Annotated in this window: 2 protein-coding genes; both read left to right on the forward strand. The window is 29.5% G+C overall.

The features are described 5' to 3' along the window. Positions 1-51 precede the first annotated feature (51 nt). Positions 52-3,525, forward strand: coding sequence for a hypothetical protein (locus QVO42_RS03390; protein ID WP_022424773.1), 3,474 nt, complete (start codon positions 52-54; stop codon positions 3,523-3,525). After that, a complete protein-coding gene (locus QVO42_RS03395) occupies positions 3,518-5,557 on the forward strand; it encodes a hypothetical protein (protein WP_022424774.1) in 2,040 nt (679 codons plus the stop codon). Before QVO42_RS03390 ends, QVO42_RS03395 begins: the two co-directional genes overlap by 8 nt. Positions 5,558-5,574: the final 17 nt, after the last annotated feature.

Raw genomic sequence — 5,574 nt, forward strand, 5'->3', positions numbered from 1 at the left:
CTCATATTTCTACAGATATAAAAGTTTTACAATTAATTTGAGGTGATAGAAATGAAAGAATTGTTAGACAAAATATTTGATCAAAGAAGTAATGGATTGTATTTTGTGAATACTCCTACAGGTTATGCAAAGTCCTATAGTGCAGTACAGTTGATGAAAAATAATTACAAAAAGTTTGATAAACACTTTATATTCATCACAAATAATCTGAATAACTTGCCAATGGAAGATTTAAAAAACGCATTGGGTGAAGATGAATACAAAGCAAATGTATTACGTGTAGAAAGTGTTGTGGATAATATTGTGCATCATTTTTATGAAGCTCATATTCCAGATGAATTTCAAGATTTAGATTCATACAGAAACTTAAAGAGAAGTTTAGACATTTATAAACATTTCCAAAAGGAATTTAAGAATAGGAATGTCACATTGGAAATGCTTCAAAAATCTCAAGAAGATCTAGTATCAGCTGATACTAAGTTTAGAAAAGAAGTAAGAAATAAACTAATGACTGCTGAATTTAAAAAGAAGAATGTAGATGATAGAAAGAAAGATATGAAGGCACTTCATTCGTGGCTTAGTGTTCTATATCCTGCTATGTTTATTGAGGATTATAAGATTATTTGTATGTCTGTAAAGCGTTTCTTTACTTCAATTGATCCTATTTATAAGAAAATGTATAAATTCTCTGAATCTGAAATTATTAATGACAGTATTCTTTTTATTGATGAAGTAGATGCAACTAAGAATGAAATTAACGATATTATTATAGAAAGTAGTTTAAGCTCAACTGTTGATTTGATTCCTATGGTTTATCGCATTACAAGTCCATTTATTCACTGGGAGGATAATACACCTAAAGATGTAAAGGATTTAGTACCTGAAAATGATTCGCAGTTAAAAGATATAAGAAAAAAAGCTTTAAAGATACGAAACAAATATCATGATGAGCTGCCTTATTATTGCCCAGGAATTAAAAACCGTAATTTCTTGATGAGTGATTCAACATTCCACGCAAGCTTTGATGGTTTATCTAAGAAAAGAGCTTATGTCTATTATGATGAGGAGCATAATAGAATGACCATCAAAATCTTTGATAGCGAAGAGAGAAAAAAAGAATTACCTAAAATAAGTAGTGAAGTGTATAGCTTATTCTCTATTATTGGTGAGATGAGTAATTTTTTGGTTTCTGTAAAGAGATATATTAAGAAACTCGGTTCAGCTCATAAAAACGATAAGAATCTAAAAGCAGAAGAAGATGATCTAATTAATGATGAAGAGGCAGTACGATCTATTTATCATTTATTCAAATTATCTGATCCCGATATATCATATATTGATAATGATATTAATATTCAGCCTGTAATGAAGGTGAATAAAACAAAGAATGAATTTAAGAAAACGAATAATTATTATAATAGAGGTATTCGTTCTTTTGAATTTACTAATAAGAAGGATAGTGGCTTTAATACAACTTTCCATTATATGCATCTTATTAAAAGTGCTGAATGTATATTAGCTATGTTAGCTAAAAAAGCCACTGTTATTGGATTAAGTGCGACATGTAATATTGATTCTGTATTGTCAAACTATTCACTCAAGTATCTTAAAGAAACTCTAGAAGATGATTTTCATATTATTGAAGAAGAGGATCACCAAAGAATCCAAGATACATATTCTTTATTGAATGAGAAATATGAAACGGGAGAAATTCAAGTAAAGGTAGAAGAGATAGATTATCATAATGAAAATTTAAAAGAAGCTATTAGATTAGTATTTTCTGATTCTAAACATCAAAATGAAGTCTATAAGATTCTCACTCAGGATATGTATGCAGATAAGAGGGGTTATTATGCTAAAAGATATTTGATGGTAGCACAAGCTTATAGATACTTTGTATCACATAAAGATATTCATTCATTCTTATGTTTAAATAATGCTTTACCAAAAGAAACAGGTAACCTTAGATTGTTAAAACTTAAGGAACTATTTCGTTTGGTAAATATTGAGTGTGGTGTTGGTGAAAATAAAAAGAATTATATCGTATTAAAGAGTGGTGCAACATTTGATGAGGATAAAGAGAAGATATTGAAATCTCTAAAAGAGGGTAAAAAGATTTTTGTGATTTCTGCATATGCTACTATAGGTGCAGGACAAAACATGGCATATGACTTACCTAAAGGCTTGGATACGATTAACTTAACTGATTTCGCAAATAAAAAAGATGGAAGAAATAAGAAAAAGGATTTCGATGGAATCTTCTTAGGAGATATCACGAACGTAATCACCAATCTCTATGATACTGAATCTGGATTTAAAGAAGAGGATTTACTCCATTACTTAATTGAAGTGGAGAATTTATATGAGAATAATGAACTTGATCATCGTACCTTAAGTAAATGTATCTCTGCAGGCTATGAGAAATTAAAGAATCCAAAAGAGAAAGGATTTAATACGGAACTTAAAGGCTGTAGAAGTATACGTCTCTTTAAAACAAAACAGATTATTCAAGCAGTAGGACGTTTATCTCGTTCATTTAATAAGAATAAAGTCATTCATATTCTAGTTACGAGAGATATCGTGAATAGTTTTGATACATCAATACTAGAAACTGAAATACTTTCACCAGAAACAATAAAACTCGCAGAATATGCTAAAGAAAGACAAGAAGATGTTCCTGTATATGATTATGTTGAGAATGAAGCCAGTCATATTTCTAGTTCTGGTAAGTTCTATATATATGAATTACTATCAGGAGATTGGACATCACAACAAATACAACGCTATAAGAGATTGGGTGAAACATGTTTAAAGCATCCTACTATTTCTAACAAGGATGATGAAATAGTTAAGGAATACTATATTCATTCATCTGAACCGATGAATAAATACTATTTCGTTGGTGAACATGATTTTGAATATACAGATGTTTATTTTAACGAATCTAAAGAGGAAGTTATAGTCAGACTACAGAATAAGAAAGATTCTGAACGAATCAAGCATATATACGAAGTTAGTGAAGAAAATGCACGTCTTTCTAAGATGTTGAATTATCCTGGTTTAAGAGAGGAGTTTGTTAAACATAAGTATGCCACTCGTTTTGAAGTAAATGATTATATGTTATCACCTGTTTTATACCAGAATATCTATAAGGGAAGACTAGGAGAGTTTGTAGGTCATTTTATTATAAAGAAAGAATTAGGTATTGATCTAGATGAACTTAAACCAAACGAATATGAACGTTTTGATTATAAACGTGGTAAGGTCTATATCGATTTAAAACATTGGAGATATTCAAACTTTGATTCTAAGAAAATGACTAAGAAGATTATTGATAAGCTAGATGAAATAGGTGGGGAAAAGGCAATCATTATTAATATATTTGATGAAAATAAATCAGATAAGATTATTGAATCTCCAAGAATTATTGAAATACCTTCTTTGCTTGAAGAAGATGGATTCCATGTCAATCGAGAAGCAATTAATAAAATAAGAATGTGTTTGGAGGAATATAAGGATGATTAAGACAAACAAAGTAAAGCTTGAAATCCATTATGATCATATTATTCGTGATTATGATCTCTATAAAATACAACCAATACAAACTGGTGATAAAGATGAAGAAAAATGTGTTATGAAAAGAAGTTTAGAAAAACTAGATCAATTATCTCCAGTCTTAGCTGTGCTTTATAGATATAAAGGTCCTGTTTATCTTATATTTGAAAAAGGAAGAGTCTGTTTAGAAGACCTTCAATCACATATTAATCAGTATGATAAAGGAGCATTTGTAGAAACATTAGATATAAATGATCCTTTAAGTATAACACCGACTGAATTATCTCAATTGTTGATCAATATGCTGCCTAATATGGAATTTTCTCAGAAGTTTAATAACATCTCAGGTAGATATTTCAGTTTCAATCAGAAATCATTTAAGAAAGATTGTATTCTCGCATATCATATTAGTTTGATTGAATCAGAAACAAGTAAGCAGGAATGTATGGTGTATATGGAGGGTGAATCTTATCATCGTTTATCTAAAGTATTAGAACATAATGAAAGATATAGAAATGATATTCTAAAACTGCCTAGATATTATAAGAGCAGTGAAGGTTATGTACTTCGCCGTTGCCTTACACCATTAAATACAGATCAGTGTTTTGTGAGAAGAAGTGTATATCGCAGACAAAGAGAGGACTTTGTGAATAGTTTAGATATTCATGATATACAGGGGTTTGAAAATTCTAAGTGTGGTATGTTGCATCAGTTTTATATTGATGTTGATCTACATCTTAATGATTATGTTCAATTACATCCTATAGACTTAGATAATGAACAGATGGCCAATACATATTCAGACTTCTTATCCCAGGATTATATAAGAAACCTATATAATGATTTAGGTGTTCATTTGATTGACCGTGTGAACGATAGTTCATCTAAGAAGATGATTGATTTAATTGTTTCTAAATTAAAGGATAGAGGTATCGATAATATTCATTATGATAAAGGTAAACAGTTCAATATTGCATTGATTCATAATCAGAAATATTGTAAGAACAATAAAATACCAGACCAGCATGTCAGTGATCTAAACTTCCAACATATCACTTATGAGACTTGTATTGCTAGGGATAATGCAATTGATATTAGCGATAATGTTATGGATAGGATTCTAATGGAATTACTTATTAAGAGAGATATCGCAAATAGAAGTATATCTATATATCACTGGGATTGGGATAAACCGGTTGAATATGTTACAAGAGAATCTGAACGTCGTGATAATAAAAGAATTACTAAGTATTTTCTCTTAAGTGTATTTCCTGATGGCAGCATGGATTACTATAAGATTGAGGATGATACTTCAGAACTATATCAGAGATATGAATCTGTCTTTACAAATTATAAAAGTTCTGTTTATGAACCAGAATTGTTGATTTCTATTCCAAATCATCAGGTTTTAATCAGTAATAGTAAAATGATGGTTTTACCTGATTTGAAAGAACTTGATTTTAGACTCAATGCATACAGGAAAGATAAAGAAATTTCTAAGAGTAAACTAACACGTTTATTAAATTCTTTTGTAGAAACAAATGAAGAGTACAGAGAAGAAATAGAACGTATACTAAAGAGTTTAAATAAAAACACTTACCAATATCAAGAGGTGGTTAGAAAAGCATCTAAAGCTGGTAATCCACCACTTATTAATTTAGCTACTTCTTTAGGAAGAAAGTTTGTAAAACATTGTAGAGATACTTCTAGAGTAGTATTTAATCCATGTCTTAAGAGTGATGTTGTAAAGGTATTTCAACATATTTATACTTTGAAGGATGAGGAGGATTCAAAGAAGTTATACTATTATGTTGGTAAAAAGGAGCCTATGAAGTTTACTCTTGTCAATGCATGTCATATTCGTAGAATAACAGTGTTAGAAGGAGCATTAGATGATGACTTTAAGAAGTTCATCTTTGATCAATTAAGTGTGAATTTCATTAGAAATAATGATTATACAGTAGTTCCATTCTTGAGAAAGTATATAGAAGAATTCAAATAATGAAAAAAGGCTGTAGC

Source organism: Catenibacterium sp. CAG:290 (assembly GCF_000437715.1).
In the GTDB taxonomy this organism is placed as follows: Bacteria; Bacillota_I; Bacilli_A; order Erysipelotrichales; family Coprobacillaceae; genus Catenibacterium; species Catenibacterium mitsuoka_A.